Source organism: Burkholderia sp. AU6039 (assembly GCF_002223365.1).
In the GTDB taxonomy this organism is placed as follows: Bacteria; Pseudomonadota; Gammaproteobacteria; order Burkholderiales; family Burkholderiaceae; genus Burkholderia.
In genome coordinates this window covers 1084661-1101554 of sequence record NZ_NKFK01000005.1, presented here as the reverse complement: position 1 = coordinate 1101554, position 16894 = coordinate 1084661, and the positions used below count along the sequence as shown (strand labels likewise).

The 16894-nt window shown below is 68.9% G+C and carries 16 protein-coding genes; 9 read left to right on the top strand and 7 right to left on the bottom strand.

From position 1 onward, the window contains the following. From CFB39_RS22780 to CFB39_RS22765, 4 genes are all read right to left on the bottom strand, one after another. Window positions 1–1380 (bottom strand): type II and III secretion system protein family protein, encoded by a 1380-nt coding sequence (locus CFB39_RS22780; RefSeq protein ID WP_089474526.1) that lies wholly within the window; start codon window positions 1378–1380, stop codon window positions 1–3. Between the two features lie 54 nt (window positions 1381–1434). Then, the gene (gene cpaB, locus CFB39_RS22775; protein WP_089474525.1) at window positions 1435–2472 is read right to left on the bottom strand and encodes a Flp pilus assembly protein CpaB; all 1038 of its coding nucleotides are present in this window, start codon (window positions 2470–2472) and stop codon (window positions 1435–1437) included. Between the two features lie 20 nt (window positions 2473–2492). Continuing rightward, window positions 2493–2966, bottom strand: a complete 474-nt coding sequence (locus CFB39_RS22770; RefSeq protein WP_089474524.1) for a prepilin peptidase — start codon at window positions 2964–2966, stop codon at window positions 2493–2495. An 88-nt stretch (window positions 2967–3054) separates the two neighbouring features. Next, window positions 3055–3237, bottom strand: coding sequence for a Flp family type IVb pilin (locus CFB39_RS22765; protein ID WP_041493341.1), 183 nt, complete (start codon window positions 3235–3237; stop codon window positions 3055–3057). 859 nt (window positions 3238–4096) lie between these two features. Between CFB39_RS22765 and CFB39_RS22760 the strand changes: the two genes are divergently transcribed. From CFB39_RS22760 to CFB39_RS22735, 6 genes are all read left to right on the top strand, one after another. After that, window positions 4097–5164, top strand: coding sequence for an ABC transporter substrate-binding protein (locus CFB39_RS22760; protein WP_089474523.1), 1068 nt, complete (start codon window positions 4097–4099; stop codon window positions 5162–5164). Window positions 5165–5179: 15 nt separating this feature from the next. Continuing rightward, the gene (locus CFB39_RS22755; protein ID WP_089474522.1) at window positions 5180–6022 is read left to right on the top strand and encodes an ABC transporter permease; all 843 of its coding nucleotides are present in this window, start codon (window positions 5180–5182) and stop codon (window positions 6020–6022) included. Window positions 6023–6061: 39 nt separating this feature from the next. Beyond that, window positions 6062–6883 carry an ABC transporter permease gene (locus tag CFB39_RS22750; protein WP_089474521.1) on the top strand — a complete coding sequence of 274 codons (822 nt, stop codon included), beginning with the start codon at window positions 6062–6064 and terminating at the stop codon, window positions 6881–6883. Window positions 6884–6923: 40 nt separating this feature from the next. Then, on the top strand, window positions 6924–7769 hold the full coding sequence (locus tag CFB39_RS22745) for an ABC transporter ATP-binding protein (protein WP_089474520.1): 846 nt from the start codon (window positions 6924–6926) through the stop codon (window positions 7767–7769). Window positions 7770–7917: 148 nt separating this feature from the next. Continuing rightward, window positions 7918–8871, top strand: coding sequence for a TauD/TfdA family dioxygenase (locus CFB39_RS22740; RefSeq protein WP_089474519.1), 954 nt, complete (start codon window positions 7918–7920; stop codon window positions 8869–8871). Between the two features lie 156 nt (window positions 8872–9027). Then, window positions 9028–9975, top strand: a complete 948-nt coding sequence (locus CFB39_RS22735; RefSeq protein WP_089474518.1) for a TauD/TfdA family dioxygenase — start codon at window positions 9028–9030, stop codon at window positions 9973–9975. A gap of 103 nt (window positions 9976–10078) precedes the next feature. On the opposite strand, the gene CFB39_RS22730 is transcribed toward CFB39_RS22735, so the two are convergent. Continuing rightward, window positions 10079–11740: an ABC transporter substrate-binding protein gene (locus CFB39_RS22730; RefSeq protein WP_089474517.1), complete on the bottom strand. Its 1662-nt coding sequence runs from the start codon at window positions 11738–11740 to the stop codon at window positions 10079–10081. Window positions 11741–12029: 289 nt separating this feature from the next. Here CFB39_RS22730 and CFB39_RS22725 point away from each other — a divergent pair, with 289 nt between their 5' ends. Beyond that, window positions 12030–12437 carry a DUF427 domain-containing protein gene (locus CFB39_RS22725; protein WP_089474516.1) on the top strand — a complete coding sequence of 136 codons (408 nt, stop codon included), beginning with the start codon at window positions 12030–12032 and terminating at the stop codon, window positions 12435–12437. 299 nt (window positions 12438–12736) lie between these two features. Beyond that, window positions 12737–13729 (top strand): sulfonate ABC transporter substrate-binding protein, encoded by a 993-nt coding sequence (locus tag CFB39_RS22720; RefSeq protein WP_089474515.1) that lies wholly within the window; start codon window positions 12737–12739, stop codon window positions 13727–13729. A 54-nt stretch (window positions 13730–13783) separates the two neighbouring features. Here CFB39_RS22720 and CFB39_RS22715 read toward each other — a convergent pair whose 3' ends face one another. After that, window positions 13784–14368, bottom strand: a complete 585-nt coding sequence (locus CFB39_RS22715) for a putative glycolipid-binding domain-containing protein (protein WP_089474514.1) — start codon at window positions 14366–14368, stop codon at window positions 13784–13786. Window positions 14369–14542: 174 nt separating this feature from the next. Here CFB39_RS22715 and CFB39_RS22710 point away from each other — a divergent pair, with 174 nt between their 5' ends. Further along, window positions 14543–15451 carry a LysR family transcriptional regulator gene (locus CFB39_RS22710; protein ID WP_089474513.1) on the top strand — a complete coding sequence of 303 codons (909 nt, stop codon included), beginning with the start codon at window positions 14543–14545 and terminating at the stop codon, window positions 15449–15451. 21 nt (window positions 15452–15472) lie between these two features. Here CFB39_RS22710 and potE read toward each other — a convergent pair whose 3' ends face one another. Continuing rightward, entirely contained in the window at window positions 15473–16858 is a 1386-nt protein-coding gene (gene potE / locus CFB39_RS22705; protein ID WP_089427898.1) for a putrescine-ornithine antiporter, read from the bottom strand. Window positions 16859–16894 lie beyond the last annotated feature (36 nt).

Below are 16894 nucleotides of genomic sequence, written 5' to 3'. Positions count from 1 at the left end.
TCAGTACACGAAGCCCGCGGCGCCGACGAGGCGCGGCGTGTCGCCCGACAGCAGGTCGAGCCCGAGGTTGCGCTGCACCGCGAACTCCAGGTCGCTGCTCGGCCGCGCGACGGTGTCGATCGCCTGCTCGAGCTGGCCGGGCCCGGTCGGCTGCACGACGTACGGCGTGACGATCACGACCACCTCGGTCTTGTTGTCCTGGAAGTTCTTCGACGAAAACAGCCGGCCGATGATCGGCAGCCGGCCGAGCCCCGGAATCTGCGACACGGTGTCGGCCGTCTGGCTCTGCAGCAGCCCGCCGATCGCGAAGCTCTGCCCGCTCGACAGCTCGACCGTCGTGTCGACGCGCCGCACCGTGAGCGCCGGCACCTTGATGCTGCCCGTCGTCACGCTGTTGCTCGGATCGACTTCACTGACTTCCGGGCGCACCTTGAGGCTGATGCGGTTGTCGGCGAGCACGGTCGGCGTGAAGTCGAGCGACACGCCGAACGGCTTGTACTCGACCGTGATCACGCCGGTGTTGCCGGTCTGCGCGACCGGAACGGGAATCTCGCCGCCCGCGAGGAAGCTCGCGGTCTCGCCGGACATCGCGGTGAGGTTCGGTTCGGCGAGCATCGTGATCAAGCCCTCCTGGTCGAGTGCGTCGAGCACCACGTCGATCGACCAGCGCCCCGCGCGGAACCCGCCGAGCACCGAGAAGGCGCCCGTCGGCGACAGGTTGAACAGGCCGTTCGTCGGATCGAACAGCGTGCGCCCGTTGAGCAGGCCGCCGACGAAGTTGCCGGCGCCGCCCAGCGAGCTCCAGTTGATGCCGAGCTGCTGCGTGATGTTGCGGCTCACCTCGGTCACCCGCACGCGCAGGTTCACCTGGATCGGGCGCGACAGCGTGAGCCGGTTCACGATCTTTTCCTTGTCGTGCAGATACGGCGTGAGCGACTGCATCACGGCGTCCGCGTCGGCCGCGCTCGGCACCTTGCCCGACACCATCAGCGAGCCCGGCGCGCCGGACACCGACAGCTTCAGCTGCGGAAAGCGGCTGTCGAGCACGCCCTGCAGCGACGCCGTGTCGACCTGCACGATCACCGTCTTGCGCAGGATCGGGCGATGGTTCGCGCCGAGCGCGATCAGCGTGGTGGTGCCCGCCTTCTTGCCGAACACGAACACGGTGCGCGGGGACGGCACCTGGATGTCGGCGACGGACGGATCGGCGACGAACATCGCGGCCGCGGGTTCGGGCAGCGACAGCAGTTCCCCCTTGCCGGTCGCGATCGACAGCGCCGCGCCCGCGTCCGGCGCGCGTGCGACCTGCGCCAACGCGCTCCCGGACGCGACGATGCAGGCCAGGCCCCCGATAGCGATCCAACGAACCATGCGCACCATGCGTGTTCCCGTCAAATGCCGGCCGCCGGGCGGCCGGCCCGAATCGTCAATCCGTCACTGCGCCGCCATTGCCGGCGGTTGCGCAGTCGTCTCCGCCGCGACGTTGGCGCTGCCCGTCGTCGTGGGCATTGCAGGCACTGCAGGCATCGCCGGCCACGCCGGCAGCCCGGCCGGCAGCGGCGGCAGGCCCGGCGTGCCGGTGCCGCCGCCACGCGATCCGTCGTCGACCGACGAACCGCGATAGATCACGACCGCGTTGCTCCGCCACGCCGGCCGCGCGCCCGACTCCGGCCTGGCGGACGGTTCGCGTGCGGCCTCGCGGGCCGCGCGCGACACGTCGCCGGCCCACACGGGCTGCGTATCGGGCTCCTGCGCGTCGCCGCCTGCCGGCTGCCGCCGGTCGCTCGTCGCGAAACTGCGCAGCGCGAGCGACAGCGAGCCGAGGCGGGTCGCCACCAGCACGACCTGCGCGGTGCGCGGGGCGACCTCGAGCGTGACCGTGCGGGCGCGGGCCGTCGCGTCCGGTGCGCTCGCGGGCGCCTTCGCGCGCTGGAACTCGGAGCCGACCGCGAGCACGCGCGCACGCCGCACCACGGTCTCCGCTTCGAACGTGCCGGGCGACGTCGCCGAGCCGCCGATCTGCTGCGTCAGCAACACGTCGACGAAGTCGCCCGGCTGGATCAGCCCCGCGTTGCCGGACACATCGTCGACCGGTACCGAGATCGCGCGCATGCCGGGCTGCAGCGCGGCCGCGAGAAAATCCGGCGCGCCGGCCGGTATCACGTTCTCGACGCGAATCGGTGCGCCCGCGCCGACGTGGTTGCGCAGCAGCGCGCCCTTCAGGTCCGCGCCCGGCTGCGACTCGACGATTGCGCCGGCCGGCACCTGCGCGCGCGGCATGCGCTTCCACGCGAGATCGTTGTCGCGCAGCAGCAGCCCTTCCGGCAGGTCGGCGGCGGCCACCCGCACGCGCGCCTGATCCGTTTCGGCGGGCACCGACGGCGTCGACGCGGCGACGTACAGCTCGCGCAGGATGAACGCACCGATGCCGGCGGCAACGACGAGCACGGCCAGTCTCAGCGGTTTGGGCATGGCGGCGTGCGTCCCCCCGGCTAGGTAAGCGAAACCGTGTATGGAAACGACGCCCAGACGGCCAGCGTGCCGCCGAGCGCGAGCGCGACGCCGTACGGCACGCCGCGCGCGGCGACCGCGCGAACCGACGCTGCGCGCCACGGCCGCGCCGCCAGCAACGCGACGCCGCACAGCGCACCGCCCGCCCCGACGGCCGTCAGCACCGCAAACGCCAGTGCCGGGCCGGCCCACAGGAATACCGCCGCCGCCAGCTTGACGTCGCCTCCGCCGATCCAGCCCGCGTGGCGCATGCCGCCGAACAGCAGCAGCATCGCCGCCCCGGTCGCGACATGGCCGGCCAGCGGCGCGAATCCGTCGCGCGCGAGCGCGGCCGCGACGAAATACAGCGTCGCGAACGCGAGCACCGCGCGATTGGACAGGCGCCGGTCGCGCAGATCCTGCGCGGCGAGCGAGGCCAGCAACACCGTGGCCACCGACTGCACGAGCGTGAGCATGGGAGAGCCGTCCGTCGACACGCCCCGGCCGGACACGTTCTACCGCTGCGGATCCCGGTGTTCGTCGGTGGCGCGCGGGTTCAGGGGATCAGATCAGGCTCGTCACCTTGTTGATCAGTGTCGTGAACACGCTCGGCAGGCCGCCGCTGGTGCTGCTGAGGATCACGCCGACCGCCGCGAGCGCGACCACGACGATGCCGGCCAGCACGGCGTATTCGAGCGAGCTGACGCCACGTTCGTCACGCAGCAGGGACTTGACGTATTGCAGCATGGCAACCTCCGTGTAACGGGGTCGGTGACCGACCGTTGAACGCAAAGATGCTCCGTTGCTCCGGCGGTTGCGCAGGGCCTTCGCCCGTTGCGACGCATGCGCGCGACCCTGGCACGAGGTCGCCCGCATCCCCCGGAATCCTCTCGACGACTGCAACACGCGGCGTGCAACGACATCTTCGATCGTTGCGTGCCTGCATCCGTTGTGCGGTCTTCCCGCACGATGCAACCGCGCTGATTCGTCTAGGGTATAGACAATTTTTCAGGCGAATTCAAATTATTTGGCGTCGGATGCATTTATGGATTTCATCGTGCAACGATGAAATCCATACCATCCATTTACGGTCATTTTTTCTCGCATGACCGCGAATGGTTCGCCGCTCGGAACGGGCAGGCCGACTGTTGCAGCACGTGAATTTCCGCCCCGGTTTCCATTCGATTTATCGGCATACCGGGCCGCTCCGCATGCGCGCGTCTTGCCACGCCCAGCTTGCCGCCCCGGCGTGCATGACGGACTCGCATCGCATGTCACCGACTACCTGCCCCCGTTTTTCGGCCCGGATTCGGCAAGTGATCGCCGCGCGAATCCACGCGCGTGTTCTTTGCGACTTTCCAATCGGCAATTTCATGATGCTGCTTCCGGCTTCAATCGACTTGATTGGGATCCTGATTGAATGTCAGATGCATGTGAATACCGTTCTCATCCGGATGGAATGAATCGCCCGGCGCGCCAACCCGGAAAACGGCGATAAGCATAGTTCAAATCGTTTCTTGTCCGGCCCCGGGCCGTCGTCGAGAATGCGCCGACGGGCTGAGGCCCGGTGTCGCTTCCCCCCCCAACGTTCCGGACCCATCGATTCATGCTTCCACTGCGCCTGCTTCGCTCGCTGCTGATCGCGTCCCTCTTTGCGTTGCCGGCCGCCGCCGCGCACGCCGACAAGCCCGCCACCATCCGCATCGGCGTCGCCCAGCAAGGCGCCGGCGATCCGCCGACGTTCGGTGGCTCGAGCGCGGCCACCGCGCAGTTGCAGCAACTGGTCGAAAAGGAGTTCGCGGCCGACGGCATCAAGGTCGAGTGGCTGTTCTTCAAGGGCGCGGGGCCGGCCGTCAACGAGGCGATCGCCAACAAGGCGCTCGACTTCGCGTACCAGGGCGACCTGCCCGCCGTGCTCGCGCGGGCGAACGGGATCAAGACGCGCCTGCTGCTCGCCGCGAGCGTGCGCTCGGGCGTCAAGATCGCGGTGCCGCCCGACTCCCCCATCCGCTCGATCAAGGACCTGAAGGACCGCCGCGTGTCGATCTTCCGCGGCACCAACCTGCAGCTCGTCGCCGACAACGCGCTCGCGAAGAACGGCCTCGGCGAACGCGACCTGCGCGTGATCAACCTCGACGCCGCGAGCTCGCTCGCCGCGCTCGCGTCGAAGGGCATCGATGCGTCGGTGGGTGACTACCAGCTGTACAAGCTGCGCGACGCGGGGCTCGCGAAGATCATCTACGAATCGCAGAACGACGGCCCGCAACTCACGCGCCAGACTCACCTGCTCGTGCTCGACGAGTTCGAGCGCGCGCATCCGGACATCGTCCAGCGCGTCGTTACCGCCGTCGTGAAGGGCGCGCAATGGTCGTCCGACGAAGCGAACCGCGACGCGCTGTTCAAGCTGTGGGCGAAAAGCGGCGTGCCGGTGTCGTCGTGGCAGGCCGACTATGCGAACCAGCGCCTGAAGGATCGCCTGTCGCCGCTGATCGATCCGTTCTTCGTCGCGCGCTACAAGTCCGTCGCGCAGGATGCGCTGGCACTGAAGCTGATCCGTCAGCCGGTCGACGTCGATGGCTGGTTCGAGCCGAAGTATCTCGACAATGCGCTGCGCACGCTGAAGCTCGAAAGCTACTGGCCACGCTACGACGCGGCCGGCAAGCCGCTTTCCTGACCCGGACCCGCCACGATGAGCGACACCGCGTTTTCCATTCCGTCGTCCGAACGCCACGCGCTCGCCGCGCCGCCGCACCGTGCGGCGGCCGTGAAGCGGTGGTCGTGGCGGCTCGCGCCGTGGCTGCTGCCTGCGCTGCTGTTCGCGCTGTGGAGCGTCGGCAGCGCGCGCGGCTGGATCGCGCCGCAGATCCTGCCGCCGCCCGAACGCGTGTTCGACGCACTCAAGGATCTCGCGACAAGCGGCGACCTCGTGCGCCACACGCTGATCAGCCTGCAGCGCGTGCTGGTCGGCTTCGCTGCCGGCACGCTGCTCGGCTTCACGACCGGCGTCGCGCTCGGGCTGTCGCGCACGCTGGAAGCCTACGTGCTGCCGAGCTTCAATGCCCTCGTGCAGATTCCGGTGCTCGGCTGGTTACCGTTCCTGCTGTTGCTCGTCGGTGTCGGCGAGCCGCTCAAGTACCTGCTGATCGCGCATGCGGCGCTCGTCCCCGTCACGCTGAGCACGTTGCAAGGGTTTCGTCAGACGCCGCCCGCACTCGACGAAGTCGCCAGCGTATTCGGCTACACGCGGCGGCAACGCATCGTGCACGTCGTGCTGCCCGCCGCGATCCCGACGCTCGCGACCGGCGTGCGGCTCGCGTTCACGAAGTCGTGGCTCGCGCTCGTCGTCGTCGAGCTCGTCGCATCGTCCGAAGGGCTCGGCTACCTGATCGTGTACGGGCGGCAGCTGTTCCAGCTCGACCTCGTGATGGCGGCCGTGATCGTCGTCGGCGCGGTCGGCCTGCTGATCAACCGGCTGCTCGATGCACTCGAAGCGCGCCTGCGCCGCGGCGTGCCGTCCGCGTTCCGCGGCTGAAGCGCCGCCCCTGCCCGCGCAATCGAAGGAGTCCCGCCCTTGACGTATCCCGCCGCCGCGCCTGACACCACCCCGCCCGCCACCGCGACCGCCCGTCGCCTGCGCGCCCCCGACTGGCGCGGCTTCGTACTGCCGCTCATCGCGTTCGCGCTGTGGTGGGCGATCGCTTCCGCGCACCTCGTGAGCAGCGGGCTGCTCGTCGGCCCCGCCGACGTGTTGCGCACCGCATGGGCGCAAGCCACGAGCGGCGCACTCGGCCGCGCGCTGTCCGCGTCGCTTGCGCGTGAAGCGTGCGGTTTCGTGCTCGGCGCGACGGGCGGGCTGCTGCTCGGCGCCGTGCTCGGGCTGTCGCGCGTCGCCGCACGCATGGTCGGCCCGAGCTTCGACACGTTCAAGCAGGTCTCGCTGTTCGCGTGGATTCCGCTGATTTCCGTGTGGTTCGGCCTCGGCGACGTCGCCAAGGTCGTGTTCCTGTCGCTCGCCGCGCTGCTGCCCGTCGCCGCGCACACCTGCGACGGCATTCACGCGGTGCCGCGCGCGTATGTCGACGTCGCCCGTGCGCTGCGCTACTCGCGGCTCCAGCTCGTGCGCCACGTGATCCTGCCGGCCGCGCTGCCGTCGATTTTCACCGGGCTGTATCTCGGCCTGATCTATTCGTGGCTCGCGACGCTCGGCGCCGAATACCTGCTGGTCGCCGGCAGCGGGATCGGCAATACGCTGATCGACGGCAGCGAACAGTTCCGGATGGATCTCGTGCTGTTCGGGATCATCGTCGTCGGCGTGACCGGCTGGGCGCTGAACGCGATCGCGCGTGCGATCGAACGCAAGGTGCTGGCCCGGCGCGGCGACCTGACGCGCTGATCGCCGTTTCCTTTCTCGTCACCCTCTTCCTCGCACCGCCATGACGACCCTCGCCTCCGATTCGCTCGACATCCTCCACGTGAGCAAGCACTACGCGCAACGCGGTGCCACGCTCGCCGTACTCGACGACGTGTCGCTGCACGTGCGCGCCGGTGAATTCGTCACGATCGTCGGCTCGAGCGGTTGCGGCAAGTCGACGCTGCTGCGGCTGATCGCCGGGCTCGATACCGATTACGCGGGCGAGATCCGGGCCGGCGCCGAACGCGTGCGCGACACGTCGCTGCAGCGCGGAATCGTGTTCCAGGATCACCGGCTGTTCCCGTGGCTGACCGTCGCGCAGAACATCGAGGCCGCGCTGCGCAACGCGCCGCTCGACGCGGCCGCGAAGCGGCGCGCGGTTGCCGATCACGTCGCGCTCGTCGGGCTGAACGGCTTCGAGCACGCGTATCCGAACCAGCTGTCGGGCGGGATGGCGCAGCGCGTCGCGATCGCGCGCGGCCTCGTGAACCGCCCGCGCGTGCTGCTCCTCGACGAACCGTTCGGCGCGCTCGACGCGCAGACACGCGCGCGGATGCAGAACGAACTGCTGCGCATCTGGGAACAGGAGCGCATCACGATGATCCTCGTCACGCACGACGTCGACGAAGCCGTGTATCTCGGCGACCGCGTCGTGACGATGGCGCCGCGCCCGGGCCGCATCGAACGCATCGTCGATGTCGCGTTGCCGCGCCCGCGCCGGCGCGATTCGCCGGAATTCGCGCGATTGCGCGACACCGTGCTCGCCGATTTCGACGACCACGAACCGCCGGGCGACGATCGCCCGGGCGGTAAGCGCATCGACACGCCGCGCCCGCACCGGATCGGCGAATGGCGACTTGCGTGGTAGCACGCATGCCGCACCGCATTGCTCAGCATGACGACGCATATCGATCATCGCTGCGCACACGCTAAGGTTGTGACGATTCATCGGTTCCGATTGCGCGCGGTCCCTGCTTGAATGGAGACTCGCCCGACCCGACTCCAGGAGACTCCCGATGTCCGAAGTCCAGCACGCCGCTCACCCGTCTTCACATGCTTCGCACGCCGCACCGCGCACGGCCGCCACGCCGCTCCAGCTTCGCCAGGTCGCCGGCCGGATCGGCGCCGAGATCGCCGGCGTGCGCCTGTCAGGCACGCTCGACGACGCGACGTTCGACGCGATCCAGGCCGCGCTGCTGCGCCACAAGGTGCTGTTCTTCCGTGGCCAGCAGCATCTCGACGACACCGCGCAGGAAGCGTTCGCACGCCGCTTCGGCAAGACCGTCGCGCACCCGACCGTGCCGTCCGTCGACGGCAGCGCGCATCTGCTCGAACTCGATTCCGCGCACGGCGCGCGCGCTAATTCGTGGCACACCGACGTGACATTCGTCGATGCGTATCCGAAGATCTCGATCCTGCGCGCCGTCGTGATTCCGCCGTTCGGCGGCGACACTGTGTGGGCCAACACGGCCGCCGCGTACACGAACCTGCCCGACCCGCTGCGCGCGCTCGCCGACACGCTGTGGGCGCTGCACACCAACGCGTACGACTACGCGTCGACGCACGTGCATGCCGACGATACGCAACTGAAGCGCTACCGCGAGGTGTTTACGTCGACCGTCTACGAAACCGAGCACCCAGTCGTGCGCGTCCATCCGGAAACCGGTGAACGCACGCTCGTGCTCGGGCATTTCGTGCAGCGGCTCAAGGGACTGTCGGCGCAGGATTCCGCGCACCTGCTGCAGGTGTTCCATGAACACGTGACGCGTCTCGAGAACACCGTGCGCTGGAACTGGCAGGAAGGCGACGTCGCGATCTGGGACAACCGCGCGACGCAGCACTACGCGATCAACGACTACGGCGATGCGCGCCGCGTCGTGCGCCGCGCGACCGTGCACGGCGACGTGCCGGTCGGCATCGACGGCCGCCAGAGCGTCGTGCTGAAGGGGCCGGGCGCGACGTTGCAATAACGCCCGCGTCGCGCGGCGGCGGCGCTCCGTGCGCCGCCGCGCCTGACCCGCTTTCCGCTACCGGACACCGACCATGCCTTTCCCGCCTTCGGACCGACGCTTGCACGCGCAACGATGTCGGCTCTCCGCCCACTCCCCTTCCGCCAGGAGCGTCGCATGAGCGCCCTACTCGAACCCGCCGCCCAGCCGGTCGACGTGATTCCGCTGTCCGCCCATATCGGCGCGGAAATCCGCGGCGTCGACCTCACGCAACCATTGACCACGCCGCAGATTGCGGCGATCCGCGCCGCGCTGCTGAGATGGCGCGTCATCTTCTTTCGCGAGCAATTCCTCACGCACGAGCAGCATGTCGCGTTCTCCGCGCAGTTCGGCGAACCGACGGTCGGCCACCCGGTGTTCGGGCACGTCGACGGGCATCCGGCCGTCTACTCGATCGCGAAGCATCGTAAGGCGACGCGCTTCGAAGGCGAACCGGTACGCCGCCCGTGGACCGGCTGGCACACCGACGTGACGGCCGCCGTGAACCCGCCGTGGGCGTCGATCCTGCGTGGCGTGACGATCCCGCCGTACGGCGGCGATACGCACTGGACGAACCTCGTGCGGGCGTACGAAACGCTGTCCGCGCCGCTGCGCGGCTTCGTCGACGGCCTGCGCGGCATTCACCGCTTCACGCCGCCGGCCGGCGCGCGCGCCACCGGCGCGTTCGACGACGCGGTCGAACGCCGCCCGCTCGTCACCGAGCACCCGCTCGTGCGCGTGCATCCGGAGACCGGCGAACGCGCGCTGTATGTGAGCCCGAGCTTCCTGAAATCGATCGTCGGGCTGACGCCGCGCGAGAGCCAGGCATTGCTCGAACTGCTGTGGGAACACGTGACGCGGCCGGAATTCACGATCCGCTTCAAGTGGGAACCGCGCAGCATCGCGTTCTGGGACAACCGCGCGACCGCCCACCTCGCGCCCGTCGACATCTTCGATCTCGACTTCGATCGCCAGCTGTATCGCACGACGCTCATCGGCGACGTGCCCGTCGGCCCCGACGGCCGGCCGTCGGTCGCGCTCGAAGGCTCGCCGGTCGAAGCCGCGGCGGCGGTCGCGCTCAACTGAACTGAACCGCTCTGCCGGTAGCCGGCGCGCACCGCATCGCGCCGGCCTTTCCCGGTTCGGGCCCCACCGCGCGGACGACAGCACCGTCCGCGCGGCCCGCCCGTCAATCCAGCCACACCCCGTCGAAGCGATGCCCGCCGAGCGGCGAGAACGTCAGCCCATGCACGCGTTTGGACACCGGCAGCGACACGATCGACGTCGCGATCGGCGTGAACGGCACCTGGTCCTTGAACACGACCTGCGCCTGCTCGTACAGCGCCGTGCGCTTCGCGACGTCCCCATTGGAACGCGCCGCGTCCACCAGCTTCTCGAAATCCCGGTTGCACCACTTCGCGAGATTGCTGCCGTGCACCGCGTCGCAACCGAGCAGCGTGCCGAGCCAGTTGTCGGGGTCGCCGTTGTCGCCCGACCAGCCGTACAGGATCGCGTCGTGCTGCCCGTCGTGCTTCGCGCGGCGGTTGTACTCGCCCCACTCGTAGCTGACGATCTTCGCGCGCACGCCGATCTTCGCCCAGTCCTGCTGGATCAGCTGCGCCATCAACTGCGCATTCGGGTTGTACGGGCGCTGCACGGGCATCGCCCACAGCGTCAGGTCGAAGCCGTTCGGGAAACCGGCCTGCGCGAGCAGCGCCTTCGCGGCCGCCGGGTCACGCGGCGCGTCCTTCAGCCGCGGGTTGTACGACCATTGCGCCGGCGGCATCGGGTTCGTCGCGATCGTCGCGTCGCCGTTGAACACGGTCTTCACGATCGCCGCCTTGTCGATCGCGATGTCCAGCGCGCGCCGCACGTCGACGCGATCGAGCGGCGCATGCTGCGTGTTGTACGCGACGAAGCCGACGTTGAAACCCACCCCCGAGAACAACGTCAGCTTCGGGTCGCGCCGCACCGTATCGAGATCGGCCGGCCGCGGGAACGCCGATACCTGGCACTCGCCGGCCACCAGCTTCTGCAGGCGCGCGGCCGGATCGGGCGTGATCGCGAACACGAGGCGCGCGAGCTTCACGTCGTCCGGCTTCCAGTAGTCGGGATTCGCGTCGTAGCGGATCAGCGCGTCCTTCTGGTACGTGCGCAGCAGGAACGGCCCCGTGCCCACCGGGAACTGGTTGATGTCGGCTTCGCGATGGCGCGCCGCGAGCTGCGACGCATACTCGGCCGACAGGATCGACGCGAACGCCATCGCGAGATTGCGCACGAACACGACGTCGGGTGTCTTCAGCACGAAGCGCACCGTGTAGTCGTCGACCTTGTCGATGCGCTCGACGTTGCGGTCGAAGCCGAGGTCGCTGAAATACGGGAAGCTGACCGGATAGGCCTTGCGGAACGGATCGTCGGGATCGAGCATCCGGTGGAACGTGAACACGACGTCGTCGGCCTGGAACGGCCGCGTCGGCTTGAACCACGCGGTGGTCTGGAATTTCACGTCGCGTCGCAGGTGGAACGTGATCGTGCGCTGGTCGGGCGACACGTCCCAGCTCGTCGCGAGCGCCGGCTCGAGATCGAGCGTGCCGCGCTTGAACTGCACGAGCCCGTTGTAGACCGGGTACGTGCTCGCATCGAAATCGGTGCTCGTCGTATGCTGGCCCGGATCGAAGCCGGCCGGGCTGCCTTCGGTGCAATACACGAGTGTCTTGCCGGACGGCGCGGCAAGCGCGTGCGTGGCCGCGCCGGCGAGCAGCAGCGACGCCGCGATGCCACGCAGGGCGGCAGCGGCATGAGGGACGCCACGCGCACGGCGCGCAGCTGACGAAACGAAAGCGTTCTTCATGGTGACGGAGACAGGAGAGAGCTGTCATGAAAATGACGACGGCCGATCTTCGCGCGCCTCCCGCCGATCGCTTACCAATTAATTTCGCGTTGCTTATCGTCGTGGCTGCATCCCGCTGCCCGTGCATGAAAACGTCCACGCGAGCGCCGGGCGGCCGTCTCGCGCCGCCGTCTTCCGGCCCCCTGCAGACTCTCCCGAAATGGCGCATCGTATCGGCTGGCCAACGCCGGCACCGGCGCGCCGGGATTCGCCCGACGACGCCGCGCCGCCCATTCCAGGAGGACACACGATGCCTGCCAGCTCCGAAACGTCTGCTCGCCCGGTGAAGACGCCGGGCCCCGATCACCCGATCACGGTCGAACTGCACCCGCGGCGCGTCGTGGTCAAGGCGGCCGGCAGGGTCGTCGCGGATACGCGCCGCGCGCTGGCGCTGCGCGAAGCCGCCTACCCGGCGGTGTTCTACATCCCGCGCGAGGACGCCGACCTAACACTGCTACAACGCACCAACCACGCGACGTACTGTCCGTACAAGGGCGACGCCGCGTACTACTCGATTCCGGTCGGCGGCGAGCGCGCCGTGAATGCCGTCTGGACCTACGAGGCACCCTATCCGGCCGTCGACGGGATCCGCGGGCACCTCGCGTTCTATCCGGATCGCGTCGATTCGATCGAGGAAAGCCCGGTCGGCTCGGATTAAGGGTCGTGACAGCCGTTCGTCGAACGCCCGGCGGCTGCGTGTGCGCGTGTGTGCATTCGCCGACACGGCGCACCGTGCCGGCGGGTTCGCGTGCCGATCACCAGCCCGCACCCGCCCACCCGGCCCACCGCTGATTTGCATATGCGGATTCGTTGGTTGGCCGTCGGCCTGCGCGGCCGTATCGTCCTGAATCCGGCGCGGGCCGGCCCGTGGCGCGCAGCGCCCGCATCGGGCCCAGCCCTGCGCCGGCCGCGCCGTCTTTCGCGCGCGGCCCGTGAACCCGCCCGCAGGACGCTTCGATGAACGACACACCGCACGCAGACGTTGAACCGACACCCGCAAACCCACATCGCCGCCAGTGGCTGCAAGGCGCGGCCGCCGGGCTGGCCGGGCTCGCGCTCGGCCCGCTCGCGGGCCTGCCGGCTCATGCGCAAGACAGCGGCACGCGGCTGCGCGTCGGCTTCCAGAAATACGGCAACTTCGTCGTGCTCAAGGCGCGCGGCACGCTGGAGAAACGGCTCGCGAGCCAGGGCGTCACCGTGCAGTGGCTCGAATTTCCGGCCGGCCCGCAATTGCTCGAGGGCCTGAACGCCGGCGCGATCGACGTCGGCACGGTCGGCGAGACGCCGCCGATCTTCGCGCAGGCGGGCGGCGTCGACTTCGTCTACATCGGCAACGAGCCGCCCGCGCCGCAGGGCGAGGCGATCGTCGTGCTGCCCGATTCGCCGATCCGCAACGTCGCGCAGCTGCGCGGCAAGAAGGTCGCGTTCAACAAGGGTTCGAACGTCCATTACCTGCTCGTGAAGGCGCTCGAACATGCGGGGCTGACGTATGCCGACATCCAGCCGATCTACCTGACGCCCGCCGACGCCCGCGCCGCGTTCGTGCAGCGCAACGTCGATGCATGGGTGATCTGGGATCCGTACCTGGCCGCCGCGGAGCGGCAGATCGGCGCGCGCGTGATCGCGAACGGCGAAGGGCTCGTGCGCAATACGCAGTACTACCTCGCGGCGCGCAAATACGCGGCGGCCCACCCGCAGGTCATACGCGCGCTGCTCGATGAAGTCGACGCGGTCGACCGCTGGGCGCGCGACCATGTGCCGGAAGTCGCCACGCAACTGTCGCCGCTGGTCGGCCTCGATGCGCCGACGCTCGAAGTCGCGCTCAAGCGCGCCGGCTACGGCGTGCAGCCGATCAGCGACGCGACGCTCGCGTATCAGCAGAACATCGCGGACGCATTCAGCACGCTGAAGCTGATTCCGGGCAAGCTGTCGGTCGCAAGCGCACGCTGACGCGCCGGTGCCGCTGCCGCTGCCGCCGACGCGCGGCGCGGTGGTACGCACGAATCAGCGTGCGGCGGCCGCGCCGATGCGCCGCCATTCGTCGTAGTCGGTAACGAGGCCCGCTTCGTCGACCGCGATATCGGCCGCATACGTGCCGCTTTCGTAGCGGTACACGCGCTCCGCCGTACGCGTATAGCGTTGCTCGCCGCGCACGAACGCGACATCCGGAAAGCGCAGCCACGCGGTGTGGATCACCGCCGCCTCGCCGACGGCCAGCCCGAGCCGGCGGATCGGCAGCGTATTCGTCGACGGGCTGAAGCCGAGATCGAGATCGGTCGCGCCCACGAGGGCCGGGACGTCGACGCCGTCGATCGTCCATCGCCCTGCGTCACATCGGATATCCCACTGCCGCGGCGGCTGCGTATCGTCCCACTGCGTGATGCGTGCCGAGCGCGTGAGCCAGTCGGCGCCGCATGCGATCGCGTAATCGATGCGAAACGGCGAGCCGTCGATCGCACCCGACACCGATCCCGACAGATCGATTCCCGTTCGCGATTCGACGAGCCGGCACCATTCGGCTGCCTGCCACGTCTGCACGATCTGCCATGCGACGCAGCGCGTGCGCACCGCGTCATCCTGTTGCGTCATGTCGTCGTCTCCCGTCGATCGCACGGATGCCGATTGTCCCCCATCGCACCGGCGAACACACGCGGCTTCGCCAACCGATGGTCAGTATCGGTTCGTCGCGTACCTTCGGACGTTCTCGCTTTGGTACCATCCGTCGATCGGCATCAACCGGAACCGGACAAGGGGCGCGACTTCATGGATTTGCTGGCGACGATGCGCATTTACGTGAGGGTCGTCGAGCGCGGCACGATGTCCGGCGCGGCGCGCGATCTCGACATGGGCCAGCCGGCCGTCAGCGAGCGCATCGAGCGGCTCGAGAAGCATCTCGGCACACGGCTGCTGTTGCGCAGTGCCCGCACCCTCACGTGCACCGAAGAAGGCCGGATCTTCTACGAACGCAGCAAGGCGCTGCTCGAAGCGGCCGACGAAGCGGTCGCGTCGGTGTCGAAGACGGAGAACGCACTCGACGGCACGATCCGGCTCGCGGCGCCGCAGTGCATCGGCGAGGTCGTGCTGCCGGGTGTGCTGATGCATGTCCGCAGCGCGTATCCGAACCTGCACATCGACCTGGTCCTGAACGACGACATCGTCGATCCGGTCACGGAAGGCGTCGACATCTCGATCCGCGTCGGCCAGCTCGGCGACGGCGGGTTCGTCGCGCATCCGGTCGGCGCGGTCGGCCGCCGGCTCGTTGCCGCGCCGTCGTATCTCGAGCGACACGGCCCGATCGACACGGCGGCCGATCTCGCGAACCATCCGTTCGTCCGCGTGAAAGGCGTCTTCGCGAGCGAACGGCTGCCGCTGCGGCGCGACGGCGACGCGCTCGACTACGCGCGCATCCGCACGATCATGACGACGAGCCACTGGCGCCCGATGTTCGACACGATCGTGGCCGGCGGCGGCATCGGCGTGGTCCAGCAGCCGGCCTGCGCCGACGCGCTCGCAGCCGGCACGCTCGTCGAGCTCCTGCCGCACTACGTGATTCCCGACTTCGCGCTCAACCTGCTCGTGCATGCGCAGCGGCCGCTGCCGCCGCGCGTGCGGGCCGTCGTCAGCCTGCTGAAGCAGGACCTCCCGCCGCTGCTGGGCCGCCCTGCCCGATAACGGCGGCGCCCGCCGCCTCCGTCACGCCTGCAGCGACTTCCCCGGCTCCTTCACGTGGGCATCGACTTCCATCTGGTAGAAGCGCGCGCTGACGAAGCCGAACAGCGTCCAGCCGAGGAACACGCACAGGCCGCCGAGCATCAGCGCCTGCTCGCCCGAGCTGAACAGCGCATAGAAGCTGTACGCGGTGGCCACCATCGCGATCACGTTGGTCAGCAGCGCCTTCGCCGGCGGCACCTTCGCGACCTTCTGGATCGTGATCAGCGCGGCCATCGACATCACGTACGGCACGAGGTTCGTGACGACCGCGAGATCGACGATCTTCTGGAACTGGCTGCTCAGCTCCGGGCTGATCGTCATCAGCGCCAGCGCGACCTGCGCGACCAGCAGGATCACCATCCCGACGATCGGCGTGCCAGTGCGCGTCGCACGCGCGAACACCGGCAGGAAGTAGCCGACGTCCGCCGAGCTCTTGAACACCTGCGCGACCGTGAACTGCCAGCCGAGCAGCGAGCCGATGCACGCGATCACCATCAGCGCGGTGACGATCGTGCCGACCGTCGGCGTGAACATCGTCGCGAACGCGATGCCGAACGGCGCATTCGACTTCGCGAGGAGCGCGTTGGGCACGATCCCCGCGATCACGTTGGTCGACACGATGTAGAAGATCGCCGACGCGATCGTGCCGCCGAGCACGGCGATCGGCACGTTGCGCTCCGGATTCTCGACGGCGTCCGAGTTCGCGCACGCCGATTCGAGCCCGAGGAACGCCCACAGCGTCACCGCGATCGAGCTGCCGACGGCCGGGCCGAACGGCAGGTTGTTAGGATTCCATGCGGCGCCCCAGGTCGCGCCGCTGAACCAGAACCAGCCGATCAGCGACACGACGACGACCGGAATGATCACGCCCCACACCGTCACCGCGCCGATCCGGCCGGTGATGCGCGAGCCGCCGAAGTTCGCGACCGTCGTCAGCACGAGCAGGAAGATCGTCCACAGGCCGGTCTGCAGCGGCGACAGCGTCGCGTCGAACAGCACGGTGCCGTAGCCGACCGCCGTGACGCCGATCGCGACGTTGGCGATCACGAGCGACAGCCCGTACGTGTAGTTCGCCATGTAGTTGCCGGCCTTGCCGAACGCGTATTCCGCGTAGCCGCCCATCCCGCCCGGCTTGCGGCTCAGCATCCCGCAGCGCGCGAACGCATAGGCCAGCGCGAGCGAGCCGCCGGCCGTGACGATCCACGACAGCAGCGAGATCGTGCCGACCTGCGCGAGCTTCGACGGCAGCAGGATGATGCCGGAGCCCATCATGTTGACCGCCGTGAGAATGGTCAGCTGCCAGACGTTCATCCGGTTCTTCGGCGCGGCCGCGGCGGCCGCGTCGGACATGCGCGCTGTGTTTTCCATGATGTCGATCCCTCGATGTAAGGCCGTTGCACGGCC

Excerpts from the sequence above, each read along its gene's own strand:
- CFB39_RS22780 (WP_089474526.1), bottom strand. The coding sequence starts at position 1,380 with ATGGTGCGCATGGTTCGTTGGATCGCTATCGGGGGCCTGGCCTGCATC.
- cpaB (WP_089474525.1), bottom strand. The coding sequence starts at position 2,472 with ATGCCCAAACCGCTGAGACTGGCCGTGCTCGTCGTTGCCGCCGGCATC.
- CFB39_RS22770 (WP_089474524.1), bottom strand. The coding sequence starts at position 2,966 with ATGCTCACGCTCGTGCAGTCGGTGGCCACGGTGTTGCTGGCCTCGCTC.
- CFB39_RS22765 (WP_041493341.1), bottom strand. The coding sequence starts at position 3,237 with ATGCTGCAATACGTCAAGTCCCTGCTGCGTGACGAACGTGGCGTCAGC.
- CFB39_RS22760 (WP_089474523.1), top strand. The coding sequence starts at position 4,097 with ATGCTTCCACTGCGCCTGCTTCGCTCGCTGCTGATCGCGTCCCTCTTT.
- CFB39_RS22755 (WP_089474522.1), top strand. The coding sequence starts at position 5,180 with ATGAGCGACACCGCGTTTTCCATTCCGTCGTCCGAACGCCACGCGCTC.
- CFB39_RS22745 (WP_089474520.1), top strand. The coding sequence starts at position 6,924 with ATGACGACCCTCGCCTCCGATTCGCTCGACATCCTCCACGTGAGCAAG.
- CFB39_RS22740 (WP_089474519.1), top strand. The coding sequence starts at position 7,918 with ATGTCCGAAGTCCAGCACGCCGCTCACCCGTCTTCACATGCTTCGCAC.
- CFB39_RS22735 (WP_089474518.1), top strand. The coding sequence starts at position 9,028 with ATGAGCGCCCTACTCGAACCCGCCGCCCAGCCGGTCGACGTGATTCCG.
- CFB39_RS22730 (WP_089474517.1), bottom strand. The coding sequence starts at position 11,740 with ATGAAGAACGCTTTCGTTTCGTCAGCTGCGCGCCGTGCGCGTGGCGTC.
- CFB39_RS22725 (WP_089474516.1), top strand. The coding sequence starts at position 12,030 with ATGCCTGCCAGCTCCGAAACGTCTGCTCGCCCGGTGAAGACGCCGGGC.
- CFB39_RS22720 (WP_089474515.1), top strand. The coding sequence starts at position 12,737 with ATGAACGACACACCGCACGCAGACGTTGAACCGACACCCGCAAACCCA.
- CFB39_RS22715 (WP_089474514.1), bottom strand. The coding sequence starts at position 14,368 with ATGACGCAACAGGATGACGCGGTGCGCACGCGCTGCGTCGCATGGCAG.
- CFB39_RS22710 (WP_089474513.1), top strand. The coding sequence starts at position 14,543 with ATGGATTTGCTGGCGACGATGCGCATTTACGTGAGGGTCGTCGAGCGC.
- potE (WP_089427898.1), bottom strand. The coding sequence starts at position 16,858 with ATGGAAAACACAGCGCGCATGTCCGACGCGGCCGCCGCGGCCGCGCCG.